This window comes from Murinocardiopsis flavida, from assembly GCF_003014485.1.
GTDB classification, from domain to species: Bacteria; Actinomycetota; Actinomycetes; order Streptosporangiales; family Streptosporangiaceae; genus Murinocardiopsis; species Murinocardiopsis flavida.
Genome location: NZ_PYGA01000002.1, coordinates 326,938 through 352,844, shown reverse-complemented (window position 1 = coordinate 352,844; position 25,907 = coordinate 326,938). Strand labels below are relative to the sequence as shown.

The 25,907-nt window shown below is 73.3% G+C and carries 23 protein-coding genes; 10 read left to right on the top strand and 13 right to left on the bottom strand.

Annotated elements, in window-relative coordinates:
• Positions 1-68: 68 nt before the first annotated feature.
• From egtA to egtD, 4 genes are all read left to right on the top strand, one after another.
• Positions 69-1,301 (top strand): ergothioneine biosynthesis glutamate--cysteine ligase EgtA, encoded by a 1,233-nt coding sequence (gene egtA / locus CLV63_RS04320; protein ID WP_394339740.1) that lies wholly within the window; start codon positions 69-71, stop codon positions 1,299-1,301.
• Positions 1,298-2,722 (top strand): ergothioneine biosynthesis protein EgtB, encoded by a 1,425-nt coding sequence (egtB, locus tag CLV63_RS04315; protein ID WP_106581539.1) that lies wholly within the window; start codon positions 1,298-1,300, stop codon positions 2,720-2,722. Before egtA ends, egtB begins: the two co-directional genes overlap by 4 nt.
• The gene (gene egtC, locus CLV63_RS04310) at positions 2,722-3,456 is read left to right on the top strand and encodes an ergothioneine biosynthesis protein EgtC (protein WP_106581538.1); all 735 of its coding nucleotides are present in this window, start codon (positions 2,722-2,724) and stop codon (positions 3,454-3,456) included. Before egtB ends, egtC begins: the two co-directional genes overlap by 1 nt.
• A gap of 102 nt (positions 3,457-3,558) precedes the next feature.
• Positions 3,559-4,524, top strand: coding sequence for an L-histidine N(alpha)-methyltransferase (gene egtD / locus CLV63_RS04305; RefSeq protein WP_106581537.1), 966 nt, complete (start codon positions 3,559-3,561; stop codon positions 4,522-4,524).
• 95 nt (positions 4,525-4,619) lie between these two features.
• Here the strand turns inward: egtD and CLV63_RS04300 are convergent, their stop codons facing one another.
• From CLV63_RS04300 to CLV63_RS04285, 4 genes are all read right to left on the bottom strand, one after another.
• Complete coding sequence (locus tag CLV63_RS04300; protein WP_106581536.1) at positions 4,620-5,108, bottom strand: GNAT family N-acetyltransferase; 489 nt, start codon at positions 5,106-5,108, stop codon at positions 4,620-4,622.
• 185 nt (positions 5,109-5,293) lie between these two features.
• The gene (locus CLV63_RS04295; protein ID WP_106581535.1) at positions 5,294-5,518 is read right to left on the bottom strand and encodes a hypothetical protein; all 225 of its coding nucleotides are present in this window, start codon (positions 5,516-5,518) and stop codon (positions 5,294-5,296) included.
• A 457-nt stretch (positions 5,519-5,975) separates the two neighbouring features.
• Positions 5,976-7,445 carry a metallopeptidase TldD-related protein gene (locus tag CLV63_RS04290; RefSeq protein WP_106581534.1) on the bottom strand — a complete coding sequence of 490 codons (1,470 nt, stop codon included), beginning with the start codon at positions 7,443-7,445 and terminating at the stop codon, positions 5,976-5,978.
• A complete protein-coding gene (locus CLV63_RS04285) occupies positions 7,442-8,929 on the bottom strand; it encodes a TldD/PmbA family protein (protein ID WP_211301145.1) in 1,488 nt (495 codons plus the stop codon). The genes CLV63_RS04290 and CLV63_RS04285 overlap by 4 nt, the downstream gene beginning before the upstream one ends.
• A 651-nt stretch (positions 8,930-9,580) precedes the next feature.
• On the opposite strand from CLV63_RS04285, the gene CLV63_RS04275 reads away from it, so the two are divergent.
• Positions 9,581-10,774, top strand: coding sequence for an MFS transporter (locus tag CLV63_RS04275; protein ID WP_170134141.1), 1,194 nt, complete (start codon positions 9,581-9,583; stop codon positions 10,772-10,774).
• Positions 10,775-10,811: 37 nt separating this feature from the next.
• Here CLV63_RS04275 and CLV63_RS04270 read toward each other — a convergent pair whose 3' ends face one another.
• On the bottom strand, positions 10,812-11,570 hold the full coding sequence (locus tag CLV63_RS04270) for a hypothetical protein (protein ID WP_106581531.1): 759 nt from the start codon (positions 11,568-11,570) through the stop codon (positions 10,812-10,814).
• A gap of 279 nt (positions 11,571-11,849) precedes the next feature.
• Here CLV63_RS04270 and CLV63_RS04265 point away from each other — a divergent pair, with 279 nt between their 5' ends.
• Positions 11,850-12,878, top strand: coding sequence for a chitinase (locus CLV63_RS04265; protein WP_106581530.1), 1,029 nt, complete (start codon positions 11,850-11,852; stop codon positions 12,876-12,878).
• Between the two features lie 69 nt (positions 12,879-12,947).
• On the opposite strand, the gene CLV63_RS04260 is transcribed toward CLV63_RS04265, so the two are convergent.
• Positions 12,948-13,658: a cell wall anchor protein gene (locus tag CLV63_RS04260; RefSeq protein ID WP_106581529.1), complete on the bottom strand. Its 711-nt coding sequence runs from the start codon at positions 13,656-13,658 to the stop codon at positions 12,948-12,950.
• Positions 13,659-13,902: 244 nt separating this feature from the next.
• Between CLV63_RS04260 and CLV63_RS04255 the strand changes: the two genes are divergently transcribed.
• Positions 13,903-14,511, top strand: a complete 609-nt coding sequence (locus CLV63_RS04255) for a flavin reductase family protein (RefSeq protein ID WP_106581528.1) — start codon at positions 13,903-13,905, stop codon at positions 14,509-14,511.
• Positions 14,512-14,629: 118 nt separating this feature from the next.
• On the opposite strand, the gene gdhA is transcribed toward CLV63_RS04255, so the two are convergent.
• The 4 genes from gdhA to CLV63_RS04235 all read right to left on the bottom strand — a co-directional run bounded on the left by gdhA (position 14,630) and on the right by CLV63_RS04235 (position 18,917).
• Positions 14,630-15,994, bottom strand: coding sequence for an NADP-specific glutamate dehydrogenase (gdhA, locus tag CLV63_RS04250; protein ID WP_106581527.1), 1,365 nt, complete (start codon positions 15,992-15,994; stop codon positions 14,630-14,632).
• A 132-nt stretch (positions 15,995-16,126) separates the two neighbouring features.
• Positions 16,127-16,726 (bottom strand): OmpA family protein, encoded by a 600-nt coding sequence (locus tag CLV63_RS04245; RefSeq protein ID WP_245928570.1) that lies wholly within the window; start codon positions 16,724-16,726, stop codon positions 16,127-16,129.
• Positions 16,723-17,280 (bottom strand): hypothetical protein, encoded by a 558-nt coding sequence (locus CLV63_RS04240; protein ID WP_106581526.1) that lies wholly within the window; start codon positions 17,278-17,280, stop codon positions 16,723-16,725. The genes CLV63_RS04245 and CLV63_RS04240 overlap by 4 nt, the downstream gene beginning before the upstream one ends.
• Before the next feature lie 149 nt (positions 17,281-17,429).
• A complete protein-coding gene (locus CLV63_RS04235) occupies positions 17,430-18,917 on the bottom strand; it encodes an LCP family protein (RefSeq protein WP_245928569.1) in 1,488 nt (495 codons plus the stop codon).
• 504 nt (positions 18,918-19,421) lie between these two features.
• Here CLV63_RS04235 and CLV63_RS04230 point away from each other — a divergent pair.
• From CLV63_RS04230 to CLV63_RS04220, 3 genes are all read left to right on the top strand, one after another.
• Positions 19,422-20,411, top strand: coding sequence for an Lrp/AsnC family transcriptional regulator (locus tag CLV63_RS04230; protein WP_106581525.1), 990 nt, complete (start codon positions 19,422-19,424; stop codon positions 20,409-20,411).
• Between the two features lie 58 nt (positions 20,412-20,469).
• Positions 20,470-21,360: a dihydropteroate synthase gene (gene folP, locus CLV63_RS04225; RefSeq protein ID WP_106581524.1), complete on the top strand. Its 891-nt coding sequence runs from the start codon at positions 20,470-20,472 to the stop codon at positions 21,358-21,360.
• Positions 21,361-21,627: 267 nt separating this feature from the next.
• Positions 21,628-22,275, top strand: a complete 648-nt coding sequence (locus tag CLV63_RS04220; protein ID WP_106581523.1) for an RraA family protein — start codon at positions 21,628-21,630, stop codon at positions 22,273-22,275.
• A gap of 177 nt (positions 22,276-22,452) precedes the next feature.
• On the opposite strand, the gene CLV63_RS04215 is transcribed toward CLV63_RS04220, so the two are convergent.
• From CLV63_RS04215 to CLV63_RS04205, 3 genes are all read right to left on the bottom strand, one after another.
• Entirely contained in the window at positions 22,453-23,619 is a 1,167-nt protein-coding gene (locus CLV63_RS04215) for a S8 family peptidase (RefSeq protein WP_394339739.1), read from the bottom strand.
• Between the two features lie 297 nt (positions 23,620-23,916).
• Positions 23,917-24,843, bottom strand: coding sequence for a DUF3592 domain-containing protein (locus CLV63_RS04210; RefSeq protein WP_106581521.1), 927 nt, complete (start codon positions 24,841-24,843; stop codon positions 23,917-23,919).
• A 49-nt stretch (positions 24,844-24,892) separates the two neighbouring features.
• The gene (locus tag CLV63_RS04205) at positions 24,893-25,903 is read right to left on the bottom strand and encodes an ABC transporter ATP-binding protein (protein WP_106581520.1); all 1,011 of its coding nucleotides are present in this window, start codon (positions 25,901-25,903) and stop codon (positions 24,893-24,895) included.
• Positions 25,904-25,907 lie beyond the last annotated feature (4 nt).

Genomic DNA, 25,907 nt, shown 5'->3' with positions numbered 1-25,907 from the left:
TGTCCGTTCACGGCGCGCCGCCAAACGGGGTGTTCGAATCGGGGTGAATGGGGGCATGGGAGGTCCCAGTGCCGAACCCGCTGGGGGATCCGATGAAGCACCTCACCGAGACCGACGTCTACGACTACGCCCGGGGCATCTGCTTCAAGACCGGGCCGCCAGGGCTCGTCGGCGTCGAAGCCGAGTGGTTCGCCGCCGACATCGACCGCCCGCACGTCCCCGTTCCCATCGACATTCTCAGCACCGCCGCCGCCGAGGCGGGCCCGCCGCCGGCCGGCAGCTCGCTCACATTCGAACCAGGTGGGCAGGTCGAGCTCAGCTCCCCGCCCTGTCGCGGCCCGGCCGCCGCCGCCGAAGCACTCGGCACCGACATCGATCACCTCGCCAAGGCCCTGGACGGCGCGGGCGTGCGCCTGCACGGCAGCGGCCTCGACCCGGAGCGCGCCCCGGTGCGCCAGCTCCGCTCACCGCGCTACGACGCCATGGCCGCCTACTTCGGCCGCCGCGGCACCGCCGGGCGCACCATGATGTGCAGCACGGCGTCGCTCCAGGTCTGCCTCGACATCGGCGCCGAACCGGACGACGCCGCCCGCCGGTGGCGGGCGGTGCACCGCCTCGGCCCGCTGTTCGTGGCGGTCTTCGCCAACTCGCCGATGTGGCGCGGCCGCCCCACGGGGTGGCGGTCCACCCGGTGGGCGGTGTGGTCCGCCATCGACCCGTCCAGGACCCGGCCGGTCCGCGGCACCGATCCCGCCGCCGACTGGGCCCGCTACGCGCTCGACGCCGGGGTGATGGCGACCCCCGGTGCGGCCGCTTCCGAGTCCTGGGGCATCGACCCCGGGCACTGCTTCGCCGAGTGGATCGCGGTCGGGACGCCGCGCAAACCGACGGCCGACGACCTCGAATTCCACCTGAGCACACTGTTCCCGCCGGTCCGCCCGCGCGGCTGGCTGGAACTGCGGATGATCGACGCCCTGCCCGCGGAGTGGTGGCCGGTGCCCGTGGCGGTCGCTGCCGCCCTGGTCGACGACCCTGAGGCCGCCGACGTGGCCGAGCGGGTGGCCGGCGGGCTGTTCGGTCCGTTGGGGCCCGCGCCCGCCGACTGGCTGGCGGCGGCCCGCAGCGGGCCGGCAGACCCGGGCGTGGCCGCGGCCGCCCGAGTCTGCTTCGCCGCGGCGGCCGAGGCGCTGCCGCGCATGGGGTCGGCGTCGCTCGTCCCCGTCGTGGACGCCTACCGCGACCGCTTCGTGGAACGCGGGCAGTGCCCCGCCGACGAGGCCCTGCTGAAAGGAGCGGCATGAGCACCGGCCCCGACCCCGCCGACCACCGTCCCGCCGGGCGGCCCGCGGACCCCGCCGACCACCGTCCCGATGGCGGCCGCCCCGCCGAGCGCCCCCCGGACCCCGGCGGCGCCGACCGGCTGCGCGAGCGGATCGCCGCCGAGCTGGACTCGGCGCGCACCCGCAGCCGCGGGCTCACCGTGGACGCGCTGGCGGACGCGGCGCTGGTCGCCCAGCACTCGCCGCTGATGTCGCCCCTGGTGTGGGACCTCGCGCACATCGGCAACTACGAAGAGCAGTGGCTGCTGCGCGCCGCAGTGGGCGGGCAGGCGCTGCGCCCCGACATCGACGTCCTCTACGACGCGTTCGAGAACCCGCGCGCGTCCCGGGTCGAACTGCCGCTGCTCAGCCCCGAGGAAGCGGTGGCCTACAACGAGCGCGTCCGCTCCCGGGTCCTCGACACGCTCGCCGACGCCCGGTTCGGCCCCGGCCCCGCGCTGCTCGCGGACGGCTTCGTGTACGGCATGGTCATCCAGCACGAGCACCAGCACGACGAGACGATGCTCGCGACGCACCAGCTGCGCGCCGACGGCCCGCTGCTGCCCGAGGGCGACGCCGCCGGGGCACCCCCCGGCGCCCGGCATCCGGGCGGCGAGGTCCTGGTCGACGCCGGGCCGTTCACCATGGGGACGAGCGCCGACCCCTGGACCTACGACAACGAGCGGCCCGCGCACACCGTGTCGCTGCCGGCGTTCCACATCGACGTCCGCGCCGTCAGCAACGCCGAGTACCAGGAGTTCATGGCGGCTGGCGGCTACGACGACCCCCGCTGGTGGAGCGAGGACGGCCGGGCGTGGCTCGACCGGACGGGGGTGCGCGCGCCCGCGTTCTGGACGGCCGACGGCGCGGGGTGGCAGCGTCGCAGGTTCGGCCGCGTCGAACCGGTGCCGCCGGACGAGCCCGTCCAGCACGTCTGCTGCCACGAGGCCGAGGCGTACGCGCGGTGGGCGGGCAAGCGGCTGCCCACCGAGGCCGAATGGGAGAAGGCGGCCCGCTACGACCCCGCAACGGGGCGCTCGCGCCGGTTCCCCTGGGGCGACGCCGAGCCCGGGCCGGACCACGCCAATCTCGGCCAGCGCCGGCTGGGCCCCGCCGCGGCGGGCGCGCACCCGGCCGGGGCGTCGCCGCTGGGCGTCCACCAGCTCATCGGCGACGTGTGGGAGTGGACCTCGACCGACTTCCACGGCTACCCGGGGTTCGCGGCCTTCCCCTACCGCGAGTACAGCGAGGTGTTCTTCGGCCCCGGCCACAAGGTCCTGCGCGGCGGATCCTGGGCCACGCACGCCACCGCGGCGCGCGGCACCTTCCGCAACTGGGACCTGCCCGTCCGCCGGCAGATCTTCGCCGGGTTCCGCTGCGCCCGCGACGCGGAGGCCCGCTGATGTGCCGCCATCTGGCCTACGCCGGCCCGCCCGTCACCCTTCACACGCTGCTGTACGAGCCCGAGCACTCGCTGGTCGTCCAGGCCCACGCGCCGCGCGCGCAGCGGCACGGGACGGTCAACGCCGACGGCTTCGGCGTCGGCTGGTACCCGCCGGAGCGGGCCGGTCCGCTCCGGTACCGCAGGGCGATGCCCGTCTGGGCGGACGCCTCCTTCGCCGAGACAGCGGGGGAGCTGCGCGGCACCTGCGTCGTCGCCGCCGTGCGCGACGCGACGGTCGGCTACCCGACCGACGAGTCCTGCGCCCAGCCGTTCCGCGCGGACGGCAGGCTGTTCAGCCACCACGGCGCGGCGGCCGATGACGGCGCGCTCCTCGAACGGTTCGGCGGGTCCCCGCCGCCCGGCGTCCTGGACGCGCGCGCACCGGTGGACTCCGCCCTGCTCTTCGCGCACGCCGTGCGGGAGTGGCGCGCGGGCGCCGACCTCGGCGCGGGCCTGGAATCCGTCGTGCGCGCGGCGCGGGAGGCGTCGCCGGGCCGCTACAACCTGCTGGCGTCCGACGGCGCGGCGCTGGCGGCGACCGCAGCGGGGGACGGCCTCGCCGTACTCCGCGACAACGGCGCCGTTCTCCTCGCATCCGAACCCTGCGACGACCGCGACGGGTGGCAGTGGGTGCCCGAGGGCTCCCTGGTCCGCGCGACGCCCGACCAGGTGTCCATCACGCCGATCGCCTGAGACGGGCGCCGCGGGACTTCCGCGGCGCCCCCGCGCGCCCGGAGACCGTGCGCGCCCGGACCCCGTTCGACCCCGCACCCAGCCGTGGAAACGAGAGGCAGCATGCAGCCCATCGAACGACACCTCACCGACGACGACCTCGCCGCGGCCCTGCGCGCGGACGTGCGCGGCGGCCTGCGCTCCGCGCCCAAGGCACTGCCGCCGAAGTGGTTCTACGACGAGCGGGGCAGCGCCCTCTTCGAGGAGATCACCGCGCTGGACGCCTACTATCCGACCCGCGCCGAGACGGCGCTGCTGGTACGGCACGCCCCCGAGGTCGCCGCCGCGGCGCGCGCCGACACCCTGCTCGAACTCGGCGCGGGGTCGGGCCGCAAGACCCGGCTGCTGCTGGACGCGCTGTCGCGCGAGGGCTCGCTGCGCCGGTTCGTCCCGGTGGACGTCAGCGGCGACTTCCTGGAGCAGGCCGCGCGGGAGCTCGCAGCCGACCACCCCGCGATCGTGGTCGCCCCCGTCGCCGCGGACTTCGAACGGCACCTGCACCTGCTCCCCTCGGGCGGGCGCCGGCTGGTGGCGATGCTGGGCTCCACGATCGGCAACCTGGTCCCGGAGCAGCGGGCGAAGTTCCTCGGCGAGCTGCGCGCCGCCATGGGGCCGGGCGACACGCTGCTGCTCGGCGTGGACCTGGTCAAGGACCCCGCCCGGCTGGTCGCCGCCTATGACGACCCCCAGGGAGTCACCGCGGCGTTCAACCGCAACGTCCTGCTGGTGCTGAACCGGGAACTGGGCGCCGACTTCGTCCCGGCGGCCTTCGACCACGTCGCAGTGTGGGACCCCGATGCCGAGTGGATCGAGATGCGGCTGCGCGCCCGCGCCGCCCAGCGGGTCGGCCTCGCGGCGCTGGGGATGGCCGTCCCATTCGCGGCGGGGGAGGAGCTGCGCACCGAGACCTCGGCGAAGTTCCGCAGGGAGCGGATCGGCCCCGAACTGGCCGCCGCCGGATTCGCGCTCACCCACTGGTGGGGCGACGGCGCGGCGGACTTCGCGCTGCTGCTGGCCGAGCCCTGCTGACACCGCCGCCCTGCTGACCGGCCCCCTGCCGACACCGCCACCCCGCCGACCGGCGCGGCCGTGCGGGTGCGCCGCGCCCGCACGGCCGCGCGGCGTCACCCGGCGGGCAGGTCCAGGCCGTAGACCAGGAGCCGCAGGCCCGGCCGGACCTCCCAGTCGCGCTCGTAGAGTCGGCCGAAGCCCGCCATCGCGTACATGCGCTGCGCGCCGACCATGCTCGGCATCGTGCAGAGCACCAGCCGGCCGGCGCCGGAAAGGGCCGCCGCGGCGACACCGGCGCGCAGCAGCCCGCGCCCGACACCGCCGCGCTGGGCGTCGGGGGCGACGGCGAGCGCGCGGATCTCGGACTCCTCGGGGCCGCGTAGGACCTCGCCGCCGTGGGGGTAGGACTGCACGGTGATCGTCCCCACGAGCCGGCCGCCGTCCTCGGCGACCAGGACCAGGGAGCCGGGGTCGCCGCCGAGCGTGCGCAGCTTGGCGAGGTAGTCGGAGTCGGGCGCCACATGCCCCTGGCCGACGTAGGTCGCCACCCGCAGCTCGCCGACCTCCGGGAGCTCCCCGGCGCGCATTTCACGTACGTCCATGCGTCCATTGCAGCGCACGGCCGCACGGTGGGGGCGGCCGGGGCGGCGGCCGGAACGGGCAGGCGGACGGGCGGCGCGCGGTGCCGCCCCGGCCCGCGCCGCCCCCACAGACGGTTCGTTGGCGCAATAGCAAAAACAGCCGTTGAAACGGCGAATTCAATAGACGTTCGGACCAGCGCGGAGGGTTACCCCGCGAAGTCGCGAAACGCGACCGTCTCGCGCATGAACCCGCGCGCGTCGAGGAACCGGGTGAGGAACTCGCGGTGCTCGCCGCAGGCCACCCAGGTCTTGCGCCGCTCGGGCGTGTGCACCTTCGGGTTGTTCCACACCAGCACCCACTCTGCGGGCGCCGTGCAGCCCTTGCGGGAGCAGCGCGGGGGCTCCCCGCTCGGGGGAGTGTCGTCGGCCATGTGCGTACCCCTACCCACGGCAACCGCCGGATTCGGCAAAGAAATGGTCAAGCCCGAGCCATGGGCAAAGAAAAAAGCGACGTCGGGTGGCTACGGGGGCAAACCACCCGACGTCGCACTCGGTGTTCCGACGGGGGCTCGAAACACCGGTTGCGCGCTTCGACGGGGGACCGAAGCGCTGGAGCCCAATCTACACTCCCGATCCCCCCTATACGTCAAGAGTCTGTTACGACGTAATCTCGGGAGCGTCCAGCACAATCATGGGCCATAGGTCCCGAACCGGGCAGAATCCGGCAAGCGCGGCGGTCGGCCGGGGGTGCCCAGGTCATGCGCGGCCCTCGGCCGGGCAAAGGCACGGCAAAGACCGGCGCCGGCCGCCGGAGCCGATGAGAGCGGGCGGCGGCACCCCCGGGGGTGCCGCCGCCCGACGCGCGGCAGGCCCGCGCCGCCCCCGCGGTCAGGACGCCTTGCTCACCGTCGACATGTTGAAATCGGGGACGCGCAGCGGCGCCATCGAGGTGCGCGTGAAGTAGTCGCCGAACTCCCGCCCCAGGGTCGGCACCGCCGCGCCCGCTTCGGTCGCCCGCTGGAGCAGGCCGAGCGGCGACTCGTTGAACCGGAAGTTGTTCACCGCCGCGGTGACCTCGCCGTCCTCGACCAGGTACACGCCGTCGCGGGTGATCCCGGTGAGCAGCATCGTCTTGGGGTCGACGGTGCGCATGTACCAGAGGCAGTTGAGCAGCAGCCCGCGCTCCGTCCCGGCGATCATGTCGGCCACCGTGGCGTCCGCGCCCCGCTGCTCCAGCACGAGGTTGTCGATGTCGGGCGCCACCGGCAGCCCGGTGAGCCGCGCGGAGCGGCGGCTCTGCGGCAGGGCCCCCAGCACGCCGTCGCTGATCCACTCCGTGCGCTGGAGCGCCAACCCGTTGTCGAATGCCGACGCCCGGCGGCCGGGCGCACCGGCGAGCACGAACGGGTCGCATTCCAGGCCGGGCTCGCGTGGATCGCTGCGCAGGGTCAGCGGCAGGGCGCTGACGCGCTCCCCGACGCGGGTGCCGCCCTCGGCCGCGAACGCGGTGCGGCCCTCGACCGCGTCGCGCGCCCCCGCCGACCAGTAGAGGTCGGCCATCAGGTCGGCCACCGCCGAGGGCGGCAGCAGCGTCTCGTAGCGCCCTGCGGGCAGCTCCACGCTGCGGCGGCCCCACTCCAGGCGGCGGGCGAGCCGCGCGTCGAGCGCGGCGGCGTCGACATCGGTGAAGTCGCGGGTGGACTGGCCGACCCACGTGGAGTGCGCTGCGCCGCCGTTCGCGGCCGACTTCGCGTTGAGGTCGACGGTGCCGGTGGGCTGGTCGTGCCGCAGCCGCAGCCCGGTGGAGCTGCCGAAGAACGTGCTGACGACACTGTGCTCCGCGTAGCCGTACAGGGCCGCCCCGGACTTCGCGTAGCGCTCGAACATCTGCCCCAGCGCCGGGGCGAACGTCCCGAACACCGAGATGGCCGTCGTGGCGGCGGGCGCGTCCCACGGGGCGGCTGAGCCCGCCGCAGCGGGGTCGCCGGGTTCGAGCAGCGGGGCCGCCTCCTCCGACGGGGCCGCGCTGCGGGCCGCCGCCTCGGCGGCGCGCACCAGGTCCTCCAGTTCGTCGTCGCGCAGCCCGCTGCGGCTGACCACGCCGACGGAGACGCCGTCAGCGCCGTCGGCGGCACGGCCGCCCGCGAGCGCGACGACGGTCACCGACCGGCCGTCGGCGACCCCGTTGGTGGTCAGCGAGTTCCCGGCCCAGCGCAGATTGGCGGTGCTGTGCTCGCTCACCAGCACCATGCAGCCGTCGCCGCGGGACAGCGCGAGCGCCCGCTCGACGACGGCCTGCGGAGTCGAGCGCCCCGCTGCGGCCGGGACCGTGTTCCGGCCGGGGTTGCCACCCGTCATGCTCCCGCCTCCTGCACCGTGTTGAGGACCCGGACCCCTTCGAAGAGCGCGCTAGGGCAGCCGTGGCTGACGGCAGCGGTCTGGCCCGGCTGCCCCTTCCCGCACATGAAGGACCCGCCCAGGACGTAGGTCTGCGGGCCGCCGAGGGCGGCCATGGAGTTCCAGAAATCGGTGGTCGTCGCCTGGTAGGCGACGTCGCGCAGCATCCCCGCGATGTGCCCGTTCTCGATCCGGTAGAACCGCTGCCCGGTGAACTGGAAGTTGTAGCGCTGCATGTCGATCGACCAGCTCCGGTCGCCCACGATGTAGATGCCGCGCCGCACCCCCGAGATGAGCTCCTCGGTCGAGGGGCCGTCGGGCTGGGGCGCCAGCGACACGTTCGCCATGCGCTGGATCGGCATGGTCGCGGGGGAGTCGGCGAACGCGCAGCCGTTCGAGCGGTCATGGCCCTGGAGCGCGGAGATGCGGCGGTCGCGCTGGTAGCCCACCAGCACGCCGTCCTTGATCAGGTCGAAGGAGGACGCCGCCACCCCTTCGTCGTCGTAGCCGACGCTGGCCAGGCCGTGCTCCACCGTGCGGTCGCCGGTGACGTTCATGATCGGCGAACCGTACTGGAGCGTGCCGAGTCGGTCGACGGTGGCGAACGAGGTGCCGGCGTAGGCGGCCTCGTAGCCCAGCGCCCGGTCGAGTTCGGTGGCGTGGCCGATGGACTCGTGGATGGTCAGCCACAGGTTCGACGGGTCGATCACGAGGTCGTAGTCGCCGGGGTCGACACTGGGCGCGGCGAGCTTCTCCGCCAGCAGCTCGGGCAGCGCGTCGAGCTCGGCCTCGACGGTGGGCAGGTACTCCCACCCGCGCCCCGCCGGCGGCGCGATGGTGCGCATGGAGTCGAAGCGGCCCCCGCGGGTGGCGATCGCCTCGACCTCGGGGGTCAGCCGCACCCGCTGCTGGGTGGTGCTGGTGCCCGCGGTGTCGGCGTAGAACTTCTGCTCCTTGGCCTGCCACAGGTCGATGTCGACGTGGTCGACCCGGGGGTCGCCGAGGAGGCGGGTGCCCCAGTCGCCGAGCAGCGCCGTCTTGTCGTGCAGTGGGACGGAGAACGGGTCGGTCTCGTAGGACGACACCCAGGTGGCGTCGTGGTGCGCGGGCTCGGGCGCCAGTTCGATGCGTTCGGTGGTGATGGCCGCGGCGACCGTCGCGACGTCGACGGCGCGCGCCGCGACCGCTGCCGCCGCATCGGGGGTGAGTTCGGTACCGGCGGCGAACCCCCACACGCCCCGGTGCACCACCCGCACGGCGAAGCCGAGGGTGTCGGAGTCGGTGGCGGCCTCGACGGCGCCGTCGGAGAGGCGGACGCGCTGGGTCCGCACGCGCTCCAGGCGGAAGTCGGCGTGTTCGACGCCGAGGTCGGTGGCGCGGTGCAGTGCCGCGTCGGCGAGCGCGCGCAATGGCAGGGCGAGGAAATCCGGGTCAATGGCTGGCACGTCTAGCAACGTAGCGCGGCGGGGCCGGTGCGAGCCAGCACGATTCGCGGTACGCGGGGCGCGCGGCGCGGGGCGGCGGCAGGGCGCCGCGCGCCCCGCGGGGGCGTCGCCGAGTCCCCCCTTCCAGTTGCCCCGGCGACCTGTGGCATGAGCCACAGGAAACGGGGTGTCGCCCGTGTTCCGCGCACGTTTATCGGACTGTTAGCGTGGAGGGCATCACGAGGTTTTCACGCCTCTCCATCGGAGGGGCGGGCAGCGTGAACTCTTATTTATTCGCAGTACCGCTCCACACATTCCACCGCGGACCGAGAAGCCGTACCACCGCCGTGCCTGTCGCACGGGTGGGACCCGGCGCCCCCTGTCCGCGGGCATAACCGGCTCACGCCACTCCACACCACCACGTACCCGCAGGCCCGCGAGGGTCTGCCGGGATGCTTCAGGCCGCCCCGAGGGGCCACCGGAGCGGTCCCGGGCGCGCGGCGCGGCGGGCGGCGGGCGTACGCCGGAAATATCGCGCCAGCAGTTTCCCAGCTCTTCCCGATCCCGTTTCACCCACCGTCCCCGGTGCGTCGCGCAGTGACGCCAAAGGGTCTATTCGTCATGCCCACTCAGCGAATTCAAGGTATTCGCTCAACGGTTGTTGGAGCCGTGGTGTCCGTTCGCATCCTTTCCCTCGCCCTGGGGAATTTCGCCGTCAATACCGGTGCCTATCTCGCCGCTGGGATGCTCTCCGATATCGCCTCCAGTACCGGCGTGACGGTGTCCGCCGCCGGGCAGCTCGTCACCGTGTACGCGCTCTCCTACGCACTCAGCGCGCCGCTGATGTCGGGCGTCTTCGGCCACCTCGACCGGCGCAAACTGCTGTGGACCGGCCTCGCGCTGTGCACGGTCGGCAACGTGCTCACCGCCCTCGCCCCGGGGTTCGGACTCCTCGCCGCGGCCCGCGCGGTCACGGCGATCGGGGCGAGCCTGTTCACACCCATCGCGGTGGTGATGGCCGCCGACCTGGTGCCGGCCCACCGCAGGGGCCGCGCCGTCGCACTGGTGGTCACCGGGTCCACCCTGGCGACCGTCCTCGGCGTCCCCGCGGGCGTCCTCCTCGCGGAACCGCTCGGGTACCAGGGCGCCTACCTGGTGGTGACGGTGCTGTCGGCCATCGCCGCCGTCGCGCTGACCGCGCTGCCGCGCACCGCGCGCATGCCGCGCATGGCGCTGCGGCGCAGCTTCACCGTGCTGGGCGACACCGTGGTGGTGCTGGTCCTCGGGGTCTCCGCATTGGCGGCGCTCAGCGACTTCACTCCCTACACCTTCGTGGTGCCGCTCCTGGACGACTTCGGCGGGTTCACCGCGGGCACCGTCAGCGCCGTCCTCATCGCCTACGGCGTGGCCGGGGCGGTCGGCAACGCGGTCGCGGGCTGGGCGACCGACCGGTTCGGCTCCACCAGCGCCTCGATCGGCGCCCTGTCGGCGCTCGCACTGGGCCTGCTGCTGCTCCCGCTCGCCGCGGGATCGGTGCCGCTGACCATGGCCGCCGTCCTGCTGTGGGGCCTGGGCGGCTGGGGCATCCTGCCGGCCGTGCAGGCGCGGCTGATCGAACTGGCGCCCCTCGCGGCGAGCTCGGTGATCGCCCTCAACGTGTCGGTGATCTGGCTCGGAATGGGCCTGGGCGGTGTGCTGGGCGGCGCCGTGATCGACACGGTCGGCCTGGGTGCGCTCGGCCCGGCGGGCGGCCTGCTCGCGATCGCCGCGATCGCCGTCCTCGCGGTCGCGTGCCGGGGACGCCGGCGCACCGCTGCCGCCCGGCCCGCCGCGGCGACAGCAGAGCCCGAGCTCGCAACGGTGTGACCCGCGCCGGGCGGCCCGCACCGGGCCGCCCGGCCGCTCAGCCGCCGCGCAGGACGTCGACGTGGACGTGGTCGCGGTGCTGGAGGATGTCGTTCCCGGTGTCGGCCGAGGTGTAGTCGCGCCAGCCGGCCTGGGAGAACTGCGCCCCCCAGATGCGGTCGTCGAAGATGACGTACTCGACGTCCAGTTCGTCGGCGTGCGCCACCAGCCAGTGCGCCAGCAGCCAGCCGTCGCGCCGGTTCTCCTCGCTGACGGGCCGGTAGAACACGTCGACCGCGCGGCCCTCGTAGTGGGCGGAGCGCTCGCCGTGCCCGTCGGCCACCCCGCCGGGCTCGAACCCGCCCAGGCTCTGCCGGCCGAAGACCTCCGCCATGGCGGTGCGGACATTCTCGGCGCGCGGCGTGAGCCCTGACTCCCGCTCCTGCTGCACGTCGAGGCCGTCGGCGGTGGCGGTCCGGCAGCTCAGCACCGGGCCGGGAGCGTCGGGCGGCCCCTCGGCCAGCAGTGTCAGCGCGGCCTTCGGCAACTCGGAGGTGTCGGGCGCGCCGTCGGCGCCGCGCGCGTCGAGCGCGACCGCGGTCGTGGCGCGCTTGGCGTCGTCGCGCGACAGCGCGACCGCCTCGGCGCCGTCCCGGGGCGCCACCGAGCACTCGGCACCCCACGGCAGCGCGGTGGAGTCGAGCCCGGCCTGGCGCGCGAGCCAGGGGCCGCCCAGGTAGCAGCCGCCGGCCAGCAGCGCGAGGACGACCAGGACGACGGTGGTCCTGGTGCGGACACGCCCGCGGTCGGTACCCATACGCGGCGGCGCCGCGCGTCCTGTCGTCCGTCCGGCCCGCTCGCGCATACCCGGACTTTATCGCCCGGAATCCGCACCGCCCGACACCCCCGGATCCGCAGGTCCAAGGGGCTCCCGGGACGCCGGTGCGGTACTGGGGCGCGCGAGGGGCTGTTGACCGCTCCGTCACACCCCTATAACGTCGAGTCGCTTTCGCGAAACAACCTTTCCAGTTTCGCCGACGGTAAGTAGGTGGGCGCCCGCTTTCTTCTCCATCCCGCCAGAGACATGGAGACACCTATGAGAAAACGCATCATCAGTGCGCTCGCAGCCCTCGCGGTGGCCCCCGCCGCGATCTGGGCCGCGGGCACGATCACCCCGGCCCCCGCCGACACCGCGCGGGTCGACACCGCAACCGACGTCGTCGTCGCCAACGAGTCCGCCGCCGACCCCGCCTCCATGGGCATGGCCCCCTACCTCTACTACGGGTGGGGGAACCCGCCCGACGCCGCGCAGCTCATGCAGGACACCGGCGTGCAGTGGTTCACCCTGTCGTTCATCCTGTCCGACGGCGGCTGCTCCCCGGCGTGGGACGGCACCCGCCCGCTCGACGGAGCCGACGCCCAGCGCATTGAGGAGATCCGCGCCGCGGGTGGCGACGTCATCCCCTCCATCGGCGGCTGGAGCGGCAACAAGCTGGGCGAGGCGTGCGCCGACGCCGAGTCCCTCGCGGGGGCCTACCAGAAGGTGATCGACGCCTACGAGCTCAAGGGCATCGACATCGACATCGAGTCCACCGAGGTCGAGAACCCCGCCACTCAGGACAAGGTCCTGAGCGCGGTCAAGATCGTCAAGCAGAACAACCCCGACCTGAAGGTCTTCATGACCCTCGGCACCACGGCCGACGGGCCGACCGCCGACGGCAAGCGGCTCATCAGCAAGGCCGCCGAGACCGACGCCGGGGTGGACAACTGGACGATCATGCCCTTCAACTTCGGCGGCGGCGACATGGCCGCCGACACCCGCAAGGCGTCAGAGGGCCTGAACGCCCACATCGCGTCGTCCTTCGGGATCTCCAGCGAGGAGGCCTACACCAGGCAGGGCATCAGCTCGATGAACGGCAAGACCGACCAGGGCGAGACCATCACCCCGGCGGACTTCACGGCGATGCGCGACTTCGCGCAGACCAACCAGATGACCCGCTTCACGTTCTGGTCGGTCAACCGCGACCGCCCCTGCCCCGGCGGTGGCGCCCCCACCGACTCGTGCAGCGGAGTCGACCAGCAGGAGTGGGAGTTCAGCACGATCGTCGGCGGCTTCGGCGGCTGAGGTCCGTGCGGCGAGCGCACCCCGGCCGCTTCCCCTGGCGGCCGGGGTGCGCCGCGCCGCGGCACCCGGTCACACCGTGCCCCACAGCACGAACACGCCGCCGCCGACCAGGGTGAACGCCCACAGCCGGTCCATCGTCACCCACGACAGCCGCAGGGCGTTGACACCGAAGAAGTCGTGGACGACGAGCGCCACCACCCCGGCCGCGGCGAACATCGCCGCGGTGTGCACGGCGGTGGCGCCCAGACCGAGCAGGGTGGCGTCCCACAGGTCGAACGCGCCCGTGTGCTGATGGGCCGGCGCCGCCTCCGCCGCCGGCGCGGCGGGGTGCGCGGCGGCACCGCCGTGGTGGGCGCCGGCGGGCACGTCCGGGCCGTCGGCGAGCCGCCCCGCCAGGACGGGGAGCAGCATCAGCCCGGCGCCGTGGACCGACGACATGAGGAACGACCAGGCCGCCAGGTGCCCCAGCCCCATGCGGACCCCGGTCCAGTGGAAGTGGCTGCGGCTCAGCAGCAGCGCCAGGCCCGCCGCGGTGACCACGACGCCGCCGCCGATCGCGAACCAGGTCGACAGGGCGACCGAACCGGTGACGGTGATCACCACGGCGACCACGGCGATGGACGCCGCGTGGCCGGCGGCGATGGCGGGAAGGGCCCCCACGACCGCCCGCCGCCCGCCCTCCTGGAGGCCGCGCGACACCGCGATGAGCCACCCCATGCCCGGGTTCGCACCGTGGAACACGCCCAAGCCGATCAGCATCCACAACTGCCCGGCGGACATGGGCCTCCATTCGGTGGAGCTCGGCGCGCGCGGCGGGTTCCGCGCCGCTGCGGTTCCGCACGCCACCCGGATCGTCACACATGGCGACGGCGAGCGGAAGGCTGAATTGTGTGGCCGGGCACCTAGCGTGTTGACGCCGCTCGGGAACGTGTCACCCCGGCAGTCCGGGGAACAGGGTGCGGCCTCTACCCTTGGGGCGGGCCCGACCGGCGGCCCGGGGGCAAGGGCGAAGGGTGATGCAGGGATGCGCGCACCGCGTGCGGAGAACGCCGGAGAGCACACGCGGCCGGCGGCACCGCCCGCGCCCGGACCGGCGGCGCCCGCCGACGGGCCGCTCCCGCGCGGCAACAACGTCTCCGCCGACGCGTTCCGCCGCGCGCTCGGCGCGCACGCCGCCGGTGTGGTCGTCGTCACCGCCGACCCCGCAGCGGGCCGCGGCGGCGGCGCCCCGGTCGGCATCACCGCGACGAGCTTCACCAGCGTCAGCCTGGACCCGCCGCTGGTGTCGTTCTATATCAACGCGGCGTCGGGGAGCTGGCCGGGCATCCGCGACGCCCGGTCGTTCGCCGTCAACGTCCTCGCCGATGACCAGAGCGGGGCCGCCGCGCGGTTCGCCGCCAGGAACACCGACCGGTTCGCGCCGCCGACCCGCTGGCACCGGGGTGCCGACGGGCTGCCGCTGCTCGACGGCGCGGTCGCGCACGTCCTCTGCTGCCGCCACGACATCCTCGCCGTGGGCGACCACTGGCTGGTGGTGGGCCGGGTCGCCCACGCGGAGGTCGCGACCGCCACCCGCCCGCTGGTGTACCACCGCAGCCGCTACGGCGGCTTCACCCCGCACGAGCCTCCGTGAGCCCCGGCTCGGCCATTGGGCGCGTCAGGCAATGGGCGCGCCGCCATCGGGTGCACCGGGAGCCGCGCGCCGCGGTTGGGCGCGGCCCCGGTGATCACGCGGCTGAGGTCCCCGTTGACTAGATGACGCCCTGGGCGAGCATCGCGTCGGCGACCCGCTCGAAGCCGCTGATGTTGGCGCCGAGCACGTAGTCGCCCGGCGCGCCGTAGCGTTCGGCGGTCTCGAAGCACGCCGTGTGGATGTCCTGCATGATCTCCGTCAACCGGTCCTCGGCGCGGGCGAAGGTCCACGACTCGCGTGCGGCGTTCTGCGCCATCTCCAGTCCGCTGGTCGCCACCCCGCCGGCGTTGGCGGCCTTGCCCGGACCGAAGGCGACACCGGCCTCGCGCAGGACCTCGATGCCCTCGTGGGTGGTGGGCATGTTCGCGCCCTCGGAGACAGCGATCACGCCGTTGCGGACGAGTGTGCGGGCGGCGTCGCCGTCGAGCTCGTTCTGGGTGGCCGACGGCAGTGCGACGTCGCAGGGCACGTCCCACACGCTGCCGCCCTCGATGTAGCGCGCCGCGGAGCCGCGCCGGTCGGCGTAGTCGCTGATCCGGCCGCGGTCGACCTCCTTGACCTGCTGGAGCAGCGCGAGGTCGATGCCCTTGTCGTCGACCACGTACCCGGCGGAGTCGGACACGGCGACGACGTTCGCGCCGAGCTGCTGCGCCTTCTCGACCGAGTAGATCGCGACGTTGCCCGACCCCGACACCACGACCTGGCGGCCGTCGAGGTCCTCGCCGCGCGTCTTCAGCATCTCGGCGGTGAACAGGACGTTGCCGTAGCCCGTGGCCTCGGTGCGCGCCTGCGAGCCGCCCCACCCCAGCCCCTTGCCGGTGAGGACCCCGGCCTCCCAGCGGTTGGTGATGCGGCGGTACTGCCCGAACAGGAACCCGATCTCGCGCCCGCCCACGCCGATGTCGCCGGCGGGGACGTCGGTGTGCTCGCCCAGATGCCGGTGGAGTTCGGTCATGAACGACTGGCAGAAGCGCATGACCTCGGCGTCGGAGCGGCCCTTGGGGTCGAAGTCGCTGCCGCCCTTGCCGCCGCCGATGCTGAGCCCGGTGAGCGCGTTCTTGAAGACCTGCTCGAACCCGAGGAACTTGATGATGCCGAGGTTCACCGAGGGGTGGAAGCGCAGGCCGCCCTTGAACGGGCCGAGCGCGCTGTTGAACTCCACCCGGAAGCCGCGGTTGACCTGCACGGCGCCGGTGTCGTCGGTCCACGGGACCCGGAACATCACCTGCCGCTCGGGTTCGAGGACGCGCTCCAGGATCCGCGCGTCGGCGAGCTCGGCGCGCTCGGCGAACACCGGGCCGAGCGTCTCCAGGACCTCCAGCACCGCCTGGTGGAACTCGGTCTCACCGGGGTTGCGCAGCAGTGCGTCGCGGTAGACGGCGTCCAGGGCAGGCGAGAGTTCCGTGGGGCGCGGTGATGGCATGGGCGCTACTTTCAGGCGTGCGGGCGTGTGCGCGGCGGGACGCGCGGCCGGCGGCAGCGCGTCCTGGTCCGCTACGGAGGATAATCCCCGGCCCGCCGCGCCCCGACCACCGGGGGAGCGGCGGCGCGCGCTTCAGCCCTGGAAACTGATCTCGACCCGGCGGTTCTTCGCCCGCCCGGCGGGGTCGTCGTCGCCCTTGTCGGTCTTCTCGTCGGCGATCGGGTCGCCGGAGCCCTTGCCGCTCGCGGTGATCTCGGGCGCGCCGCTGCCCAGCGCGTCCTCCAGCGCCTTCTGCACGGAACCGGCCCGCTTCTCGGAGAGCGACTGGTTGTAGGACTCCTCGCCGATGCCGTCCGAGTGCCCGACGACCTCGACGGTGCCGGAGGTGCCTTCCAGCCGGTCGGCGATGCCGGCGAGGGTCTTCTCGGCGCCTTTGCCGAGGGTGGCCTTGTCGAATTCGAACAGGACGTCGGCCGAGATCGTCACGGTGGTGGTGTCGCCCCGGACGTCCTCCTCCGTGAGCTCCTCGATGAACTCGGCCGGTTCGATCCCGTGGATCGTGGAGGGTGGGGAGAAGCCGTGCACGCTCCCGCTGATCTGCCCGGGGCCGACCTTGTCGGGGTCGCCCTCCTGGTCGGGTTCCGCGGCGGCCGGCGCCGCGGCGAGGAGCAGCGCGGCCGCCGCCCCGAACGCGGCGATGCGCGTCGGCCACGCGCTCCGGGGGGCGTTCACGAGGTCACCGGGACGTCGAGGATCGGCGGGAAGTCCGCGATGTAGACGTCCATTGCCCGCACGTTCTTCTCCGGAGCGGCGAAGGTGTAGGTGAGCGTCGTGGGCTTGTCGTAGGGGGCGCCGGTGTCGACGCGGTTGGGGGCGAGCTCGACGCCGCTCTCGTCCGTGACGATGGTGTGCCGCCGCATGTTCTTGGTGTCGACCAGGTAGATGTCGAAGGTGCCGAACAGGTCGTACAGCGAGGGGCTGTCGACGGCGTCGGACTTGGGGGTGCCCGGCGTGACCTGCATGGTGACCTGGAGGAGCTTGCCGCGCCGGCGCATCTCGTTGATCTCCCAGGTGACCTTGCCGGTGTCGGACCAGTAGGGCCAGGTGCCCTTGCCGACGACCTCGTCGGCCTTGACCGCGGTTCCGGGATCGGCTTCGGGTTCGGATCCGCCGCCCAGCATGCCGCCCGAGCAGCCGGTGAGGGCCAGGCCGAGCGCCGCGGCCGCGGCGAAGGACGCGATGGGGCGGCGCCTGCCCGCGGGGCGCGGCCGGTGTGAGGTGTGCACTGTGGTCGTCTCCTCAGTGGTGGTGGGGGAACTCACTGGGGATCGGACGCGGCCGGGGACCGCGGCGGTTCCCGGCCCGCGCGGATTTCCGCGCGGGCCGGGAACGCCGGGCCGGCCGGGGTTTCGCCGCAGGGCAGGTCAGGGGCTGGTCAGGGGCAGAGCTTTTCGAGGGAGGTGGCCTCGTCGCCGACCTGGCGGCCGGGGGTGGTGGGCGACGCGGAGGGCTCGCCGCCGCCCGGCTCGGCGGTCTCGTCCTTCGGGGACGCGGACGGGCTGGGCTCCTGGTCGTCGGGGCCGGCGTCGGAGCCCTGGGCGTCCTCCTGCTCCTGGACCGCGTCGTCGACCAGGGTGCGGATCTTCTTCCAGTCGGGGTTCGCGGTGTTGACCTGGGGCGGCGACAGCTGGAAGGTCTTCATGTTGCCTTCGGAGACCTGCTGGGCGAGGTCGACGAAGTGCGGCACCTTCGACTGGGGGATGTCGGTGCGGAAGGTGCGCTTGGTCGCCCCGGCGAGGTCCTGGAAGCTGGTGAGGAGGGTCGCGGGGTCGGCCTGCTCGGCGACGTACTTGATCAGGCAGCCCTGGCGGCCCATGCGCGAGTAGTCGTCGCTGTTGGTGCGGCTGCGGCCGTACCACATGGCTTCGTCGCCGGTGAGGTGCTGGTCGCCGGATTCGATGACCTTGCCTTCGAGGCCGTAGGGGATGGGCTCGTCGACGTGGACGTCGATGCCGCCGACGGCGTCGATCATCTTGGCGAAGCCGTACATGTCGACGAGGGTGTAGTAGTCGATCTCCTGGCCGATGGAGTCGCTGATGACCTGCTTCAGGGTGTCGGCGGCGGGGTCGGAGGCGTCGGGGTCGATGGCCAGCTTCTTGGGGTCGTCGGCGACGGCCTGGTACACCTCGTTCAGCAGGTCGGTGAACCCGGCGGGCGGCGGGTAGCGCTCGGCGAGGGCGGAGCCCTTGGGGAACTGGACGCTCTCCAGGTTGCGGGGCAGGCCGATGAGCACGACGTCGCCGTACTTGACGTCGATGCTGGCCACCATCATGGAGTCGGTGCGCGTGCCGTACCGGTTGTCGCCGGAGTCGCCGCCGAGCAGCAGGACGTTGACCCGGTCCTGGCCGTTCCACGGGTCGGCGGCGTTGTGCGGGACGTCGCCGGGCTCGTTGCCGAAGACGGTGGTCATGGCGTCGTAGAAGGTGTAGGAGGCGTACATGACCGCGCCGGCGGGGGCGGCGATGGCGAGGCACAGCACGAGGACCAGCGAGGAGCTGAGGACGCGCACCCCCCAGCGCCGGCCCGGCGGGCGGGTGATGGACCACGAGTGGACGATCACGGTCATCCACAGCACGGCGACGACGAACGCGACCCCGGCCGCGGTCAGGAGCCACCGGCTCTGGAGGCCGAGCCGGGCCCCGCTGGCGAGGTCGCCGCTGACCAGCACGGCCGCGACCACGGCGGCCGCGACGAGCAGCAGGTACGCGCCGAGGATGACCGCCCCCGCGGCCTTGCGCCCGGTGCGCAGGTGGGCGATCCCCGGGATGAACACCGAGCCCGTGGTCCACAGCAGCGCCCGCATGGTGCCCATGGGGCGCTTCGCCGCCGAGGAGTTGCGCCCCTCGTCCTCCTGCTCGGCCATCTGCTTCCTTTCCGTCCCCATGTAGTGGAGGCGCCCCGGCGCCCTTGACCCCTCTGAGCGCGACGGGACCGCTCGGCGCGGCCGCGCGCGCCAAGCGCCGGTCCCCGTTCACTACCGCACAGCGGAGGGATCAACCTGATATGACGTGATCGTTGCCCGGACTTGCCCCTTGATGAGGGGGAAGACGGGTCCTGACTCCGTATGATCCCTTAGCCGCCCTAAAGGTTCACCTGTGTCGTGAGTTGTCGATCCGTCTCAAGTGTCGTGGTTTGCGAGGGTTGTTGGCACCGCGGTGAGCGAACCGGTTCCCGTCCGTCACGTGTCTGTTATGTCAAGCCCCGTGTGACGATGTCCGGCTCCAGAAGCGTATTCGACCAAAGTCGTCCTTGTTTCTTTGGCGATCGGTAGTTAAGTCGCGCTACAACTGCAATGATCTGGCCGCAAGAGGGGGCGGTGTCCGGGGGGAGAAGGACGCCGTCATTGAAATGATGAAAGGCATTCGTCGTGCTTGATGCGGTCGATGCCGCGCTCGTAGGAGCGCTGCAGGGGGACGGAAGAGCGACATATCAGGCCCTTGCCGATGGCGTAGGTCTGTCGCGCACCGCGGTACGAGCCCGTGTACGGCAGCTCGTCGGTGCCGGCGCCATCCGGATCGTCGGGGTCCTGCACGCAGGTGTTCTGGGAATGGAGGTGTTCGGGCACGTCTCGTTCAGGGTCATCGGACCGGTGACCCCGCTCATGAAGGAGCTCGCGGAACGCGATTCCGTGGTCTTCGCCGCGCAGACAGCGGGACGCTACTCCGCTGTCGCGCACGTCAGGGTCCGCGACGACGCCGCGCTCGCCGCCGAGCTCGCCGAACTGCGCGGGCTGCCGGGTGTCATGGCGGCCGAGACCTTCCGGGCCGACGCGATCGTCAGGGACGCCTACGCCAGCGTGCGCAGGCTCCGCGAGATCCCGATCGACCCGCTCGACTGGCGGCTCATCAGGCACCTCCAGCGCGACGGCAGGGCGTCCTACGCGGCGCTCGCCCGCCACGTCGGGCTGTCCCAGGCCGCCGCGCGGTCGCGGGTGGTGCGGCTCATCGACGCCGGGGTGGTCCACGTGACCGCCCTGATCGAGCCGTCCGCCGTCGGGGCCAACGAGGAGCTGGGCTTCGGCCTGTGCTGCCGGGGCGACGCCGCCGCGATCGGTACCGCGCTCGGCGCGATGCCGGGGGTGTCCTTCGCCGCGACCGGGTTCGGCCGGTTCGACCTGGTCGGCAACGCCAGCGCCGCCGACCGCCCTACCCTGGTGGAGGCGCTGGAGACGATCCGTTCGCACCCTGAGGTGAGCGAGGTCGAGACCTGGGAGCATTTGGCGGTGGTCAAGGAGCAGCACCGCGTCGGCGTGCCCGCGGCGGTCGAGCAGGTCGCGGCCGGGGCGCCCGCGCCCATCCCGGGTGCTCCCGAACGCGGCCCGGTGCTGCCGGTCGCACGGCACGGCGTGCCCGGCTAGGGGAGGGGGCGCGTCCGGCGGCGCCCACGGCCGGTACCGCAGAGGGGGAGCGAGCACGATGAGCCGGGCAGGGCAGGAGCAGGACCGGGGGGAGGGGTCGGCCGCGCGGGTCCCGTCGGGGCGGCTGCGGCTGGGCGGCCGCGTGTTCGGCCCCGGCGACCACGCGGTCATGGCGGTCGTGAACCGCACGCCCGACTCCTTCTACGACAAGGGCGCCACGTTCGGCTTCGCCTCGGCCATGCGCGCCGTCGACACCGCGGTGGAGCGCGGCGCCGACATCATCGACGTGGGCGGGGTGAAGGCCGGCTACGGCGCGCACGTCTCCGCCGCGGAGGAGATCCGCCGCACGGTGCCGTTCGTCGCGGCGCTGCGGGAGCGCCATCCGGGCGTCGTCATCTCGGTCGACACCTGGCGCGCCCGGGTGGGCGGCGAGTGCGCCGAGGCCGGCGCCGACATGATCAACGACACCTGGGCCGGCGCCGACCCCGGTCTCGCCGCGGTGGCGGCCGAGCACGGCCTCGCGCTGGTGTGCAGTCACAGCGGCGGACTCGCGCCGCGCACCGACCCGCACCGGGTGGCCTACGAGGACGTCATGGCCGACGTCGTGGGCACCGTCACCGGGCTGGCCGAACGCGCGGTCGGGCTCGGGGTCGACCCCGACCGGGTCATGATCGACCCGACGCACGACTTCGGCAAGAACACCTACCACTCGCTGGAGCTCACGCGGCGCCTGGGCGAACTGGCGGGGTCCGGCTGGCCGGTCCTCGTCGCGGTGTCGAACAAGGACTTCATCGGCGAGACCCTCGACGCCGCGGTGACCGACCGGCTGGCCGGCACCCTCGCGGTGCTCGCGGTCTCCGCGTGGGAGGGCGCCAGGGTGTTCCGGGTCCACGACGTCGCCGCGGCCCGCTCCGCGCTGGACGCCGTGGCCGCTCTGGCGGGGTCCTGATCGGGTCCCGCCCGGCCGCGCGCGCACCACTGTAACCGCCGGTAGCATTTTTGGCTTTTTTCCGGGCGGAACGTCTTGCGCCGACTCTAAGTTACCCGTGAGTATGTAGAGGGCCGGGCCTTCGCGGACCCGTTCCGGATCCACCCGCCCCGCCCCCGCGGGCCGCCGCGCGGACGAGCGGCGCGGAGCAGCGTCCGCAGCGGGCGCACCCGGCACAGCGCGGTTCATCGGGAGGCTGACGTGGCTCTAGCGGAATCCTTGACGGCAGTGGGCACGACGGCCCTCACCCGGAGCGGGGGCCGCCCCCTGGGCGGCCACCTCTTCACCCTCGCCGCGGGTGCGCCGTTCGCGGCGACGGTCCTGCCGGTGCGGTGCGCGCCAGGCGACAACCTGGCGATCCACGTCGCTGTCGCGCAGGCCCCCCAGGGCGCCGCCCTGGTGGTCGACGCGGCGGCCGACCCCGAGTACGGCTACGTCGACGAGATCCTCGCCGTCGCCGCGGCGATGCGCGGGCTCGCGGCGATCGTCATCGACGGCTGCGTGCGCGACGTCGCCGCAATCGCGCGCACCGGGCTGCCGGTCGTCGCCGCGGGCGTCTCGGTGCGCACCGCGGGCCACGACGCCGGGGGCGCCGTCGGTCAGGAGGTGTTCATGGCGGGCGAGCCTGCGCCCACCGGCGTCCGGCGCGGCGACTGGATCGTCGCCGACGACGACGGCGTCGTGTGCCTGCCGCGCGGGAGGGTCGCCGCGATCGTGGACGAGACCCTCCGCGCCGTCTCCCGCGACGAGGAGATCCTGGCGGCCGTGTGCTCCGGCGGGTCGACGCTGGACCTGCTGCACCTCGACCCGACACGGGTCGCCGGCTGGGACGGCGGCCGGCGGCCGGCCCCGACGTCGGCCGAACGCGCCGGCTGACCGCGGCGAACGAGTCGGCCGAACGTGTGCCGCGTGCGCCGGCCGACCGCGCGCCGAACGCGGTGACCGAAGGCCGAGGGCCCCGGCGCTGGTGCGCCGGGGCCCTCTCCTGCTGCCGTCCGCGCGCCGCTCAGCGGCGCGGTCCGGCGGTGTCCAGCCTGAGAATGTGCGGGGAACTCACAGACCGGACACGTTGAGCAGCTTGTTCACCGTGGCGTCCGGGACGCCCTGGAGCGCGTCGGACGTCGCGTTGTCGACCAGGTAGGACTGGATGGTCGCCTGGTCGGCGTCGCCTTCGGCGGACTTGTACAGCGCGGCCGCACCGGCCACGTGCGGGCTCGCCATCGAGGTGCCGTCGAGCGCCTCCGTGCCGCCGCCGGGAACGGTCGACTCGATGCCCACACCGGGCGCGTAGATGTCGACGGCCTCGCCGAAGTTGGTGAACTCGGCGGAGGTGTCGGTCTCGTCGCCGGCCGCGACGGTGGCAACACCCTCGGCGCGCGCCGGGGAGGAGTTGCCCGCGTCGGCACTCTCGTTGCCGGCCGCGACCGCGACGAACGTGCCCGACTCGGCGAGCGAGTTGACCGCGTCGTCGATGGCCTGCGAGGCCCCGCCGCCCAGCGACAGGTTCGCCACCGCGTTCTCGCCGGCGTTCTCGGTCACCCAGTCGATGCCCGCGACGACGTCGTCGGTCGTGCCCGAACCGTCGTCGCCGAGGACCTTCACGCCGAACAGGTTCGCCTCGGGGGCGACGCCGTAGGTCTTGCTGCCCACGGTGCCGGCGACGTGCGTGCCGTGCCCCTGGCCGTCGGCGCCGTCGCCGCCGGTGGCGTCGTGCCCGACCTCGGCGCGGCCGCCGAAGTCCTCGTGCTCGACGTCGATGCCGGTGTCGATGATGTAGGCGTTGGTCCCCTTGCCCTTGGCGGTGGTCTCATAGGCACCGTCGAGGGGGAGGGCCTCCTGGTCGATGCGGTCGAGGCCCCAGGTGACCTCGTTCGCCTCGACCGTGCCGACCTCTTCGACGAACGCGACCTCGGAGCTGCCGCGCACCTCGTCGAGCTTCTTCTCGCTCAAGTCGGCGGCGTAGCCCTGCACGGCGGCGTTGTAGGTGTGGTTGACGTCCTTCTTCGCGATCCCGAGGTCGGCCGGTGCCGCCTTGGTGGTCGAGACACCGTCCTCCAGGACCACGATGTACTCGCCCGCGACCGCGTCCGCACCGGCCGACTTCAGCGGGGCGATTTCGTCGGCATTGGCCGCGCCGGCGCCGAGAGCGCCCATGGGGAGAACGAGCAACGAGGCCGTCGCGACCCCGAGAGCGGTGCGCTTTCCTGAAATTCGATCCACGTGGTTCCTCCTGCTCGCAGACGGACGGTGCCCGCAACGGTGTGGGGGCGGGCACCTTCTGCCGCGGCGCTGTCGCACCGCACGTCGAGAACCTTAGGCATGGATGACCGAAATGAATACATCAGTGACAGTTGGTAATCATCGTGCACAGAAACGTTTGGTTCATACACGCATTGCAACCCTTGGGTCCTGATGTCGGGCAAGGGGGGTGTGCGACCGGATTCGGCCAAATCGGCACCGCCCGGATGACTCTCGGTTACTGCTCAGTAGGGTTTGTCGCCGGCGGTGTTCCCGCACTCAGAAGACGCCGGGCGCGGTCAGACCGGTCGCGGTGAACGCGATTCCGAGCACCGCGAACACCCCGCCGAGCGCCAGGATGACGATCGGTACGAGCAGCCTTCGCCCCAGCGACCCCGTCTGGAACACCGTGGGGTCGGCCGGGTCGAACGCCACCTCCAGCCGGCGGCCCGGCGTGTGCTTGGACCGACTGCCGGATTCGGGTGCGCGCCGGTGTACCTGCCTGCCGTCGGGCAGGTCGAACAGGACGACGTAGAGGTGCACCCTCGAGGTGCCGCCGTTGGAGCTCCGGCGCCGCTCCGTCCAGCTGTGGGTGACCGTTCCGGTGGTGGTGACGCCGCGTCGGCGCATGCGCAGCACAGAGCGGAGCATCCAGGCGGCAAGGCTCAGCGGCAGCACGGTCGCGGCGCAGAAGAACAGGCCGATGGCCGCGAGGACGTACCTGCTGCGGTCCGGCCCTTCGACGAGGACGCAGGCGGTGCCGAGTCCCGCGAAGAGCAGGGCGACGACGATCGCCAGGATCACGGCAACGCGCGCGGCCCGGCCCCGGTCGGCGGCCGGCGCGCCGGTCAGGCCGTGCAGGTAGGGGTTCTCCTCGATCGCCACGTTCGCAGGGTCGTCGGGGTCGAACACCACCCCGACCCGCCACCCCACGACCGGGACGATCCCGCCGAACCCGGCCGTGAGCCGCTGGGTCTGCGCGTTCCCACGGGTGTCGGTGAACCGCAGGTGGAAGGGCTGTTCGTACCCTCGGCCCCGACCCGTCGCCATCGGGTCGACGCGCGCGACCACGGCGTTCGCGCGGACCCCGTGCTCGGCGCGCCGGGCGCGCCGGATGCGGTCGCCGCGGCCGAGGACATACCACAGCCCGCCGATGAAGGCGAGTGAAACGACGATGCCGGAGATGGCGAGGAGTGCGGTGCCCATGGTGCAGCTCTACCAGTGAGTCGGGGGCACCGCCAATTCCGGCCGCCGGTCACGCGGTGATGCGGCCGCGCTCGCCGGCCGGCCGCCGGTACAGGTCCGCCACCACCTCCTCGATGTCGGGTTCGCGCAGGGTGAGGTCGGCGACCTCGTGCTCGGCCGCGACAGCGGCGATGACCGCCGCCGGGTTCGCGTCGAGCTCCAGCCACTGGCGGGGCCCCTCGACGGCGACGCAGCGGGCCCCGGCGACCGTGATCGGCGCGGTCGGCGCGGCGAGGTCGACCACCAGGGTGCGCGGTGCCGGTGCGGAGTCGCGCAGCGCCGCGATGTCGCCGTCGAACGCCAGCCGCCCGTGGTCGATCACCATCACCCGCCGGCACAGCCGCTCGACGTCGCCGAGGTCGTGCGTCGTGAGCAGGATCGTGGTGCCGCGCTCGGCGTTCAGCTTCAGCAGGAACTCCCGGATCGTGGACTTGCTGACCACGTCCAGGCCGATCGTGGGCTCGTCCAGGACCAGCAGCTCCGGGTCGTGCAGCAGCGCGGCCGTGAGGTCGCCGCGCATGCGCTGGCCGAGGCTGAGCTGGCGCACGGGTGTGCGCAGGAACGGGCCGAGTTCGAGCAGCTCCGTGAGCTCGGCGAGGCGCCGCGCGTGGTCGGTGGCCGGGACGTGGTACAGGTGCCGGGTGAGCGCGAGACTGTCGCGCAGCGGGAGGTCCCACCACAGGGTGGTGCGCTGGCCGAACACCACGCCGATGCGCGCGGCGAGCCGGGTGCGCTGGCGGGCCGGCTCCAGCCCTGCCACCCGCACCGTGCCGGAGCTGGGCGAGAGGATGCCGGTCAGCATCTTCATGGTGGTGGACTTGCCCGCGCCGTTGGGGCCGAGGTAGCCCACGATCGCGCCGCGGGGCACGGTGAAGCCCACATCGGCGACCGCGTGGACCGTGCGCCGGGTGCGCCGGAGGAACGGCCCTTCGGACACGGTGAAGGACCGCCCCAGGCCGCGGACGTCGACAATGGGGTCGGCGGGGGCGGGGTGTGCCGCCGCGGCGGGCAGGTCGGGCATGGTG